At 69.5% G+C, this 1,303-nt stretch carries 1 protein-coding gene and 1 pseudogene; both read left to right on the top strand.

Annotated features, from left to right (window positions below; translation table 11 throughout):
• Positions 1-242: hypothetical protein (locus JCM19049_RS21140; RefSeq protein ID WP_279403284.1), on the top strand; the 242-nt coding region annotated here is incomplete at its 5' end.
• A pseudogene (locus JCM19049_RS14440) lies at positions 149-1,303 on the top strand (DNA helicase); the annotation flags it as partial. The gene JCM19049_RS21140 and the pseudogene JCM19049_RS14440, both read left to right, overlap by 94 nt.

Genomic DNA, 1,303 nt, shown 5'->3' with positions numbered 1-1,303 from the left:
GGGTGGCCGCCCCGCTGCTGCTGGGCACCGCGCTGCCCGAGGAGGCAGACTTTGACGCGGTGATCCTGCTGGAGGCCAACTACCTGACCTGCGTGAGGTGCTGGACGCGATCCGCCGCTCCAGCCAGGTCATCGCCGTGGGCGACACCATGCTCGGCGGCCCCAAGCCGTTCGAGGTGTCGGTGGACCCCACCGCCCGGGTCGCCGAACGCGGCACCGAAATCTCCGCGCTGCAGGCGCTGAACCAGGTGCTGGTCACCCAGACCCTGTCCACCGTCTACCGCGGCATCGACGAAGGCCTGGTCGAACAGCTCTCCCACGCCTACTACCAGGACAAGCTCTCCCGGCTGCCCGGGGCCAGTTCGCTGTCCTACACCGCCCCGCGGCTGTCCAGCTACTATGTGCCGGACGCCACCGGGACGCTGTCCAGCTCCGAGGAGGGCGTGCAGACCACGGCGGCGGAAGTCGCCGCGGTGGTGGACTTGGTGTTCAGCCACTTCCGGCGCAACGGCCACGAGTCGCTGGCGGTCATTGCCTCCAACCGGGTGCACGCCGCCGCGATCGCCGAGGCGATCCGGGTGCAGCTGCCCAACCACCGCTACGCGATGGAGCACTTCCGGGCCAGCCACGAACCGTTCGTGGTCACCACCATGGACCGGCTGATCGGGCTGCGCCGTGACGCGGTGATCTTCGCCTGGGGTTATGGACGTACCCCGCACGGCAAGGCGCTGCACGAATTTGGTGCGCTCTCCCGCAGCGACGGGGATTCGCTGTTCGTTGCAGCGATGACCCGGGCGCGCAAGCGCATGGTCCTGGTCTCCGGGCTGCTGCCCGAGGACGTGGAGCTGAACCGCGTGTACCGTGGGGCCAAGCAGTTCTTCGAGCTCTTCGGCCGGGTGCACGCCGGGGACTCCGGGGTGAGCACCAACCGCTCGCTGCGCCACGACCCGCTGGTGGCCGACCTGGCCAAGCGGCTGCGTGAACGCGGCGCCATCGTCACCGAGGACTACCGCGGGGTGCTGGACTTGTCCGCCCACGTGCTGGAAACCGAGTCCGGGCAGATCCCGCCGCTGGCCGTGGTGTACGACGGCACCGAACACTACAGCCACCTGACGGTGCGCGAGCGCAGCCGGCTGCGTCCGGACTTCTTCGAGACGAACGGCTGGCGGTACGTGCCGCTGTGGACCATTGACGTGTTCACCGACCCGACCTCGGTCGCCGACCGGCTGGCCGCCTACCTGAACCTGGCCAAGCCCAGCACCCAGGAGCCGGACGAGCCGCGCGCCAAGCTTTCGGTCGCCAAG

It is taken from the genome of Arthrobacter sp. JCM 19049 (genome assembly GCF_001310435.1).
Note: the sequence above shows the minus strand (reverse complement) of the source record. Positions and strands in the feature narration are given on the sequence as shown.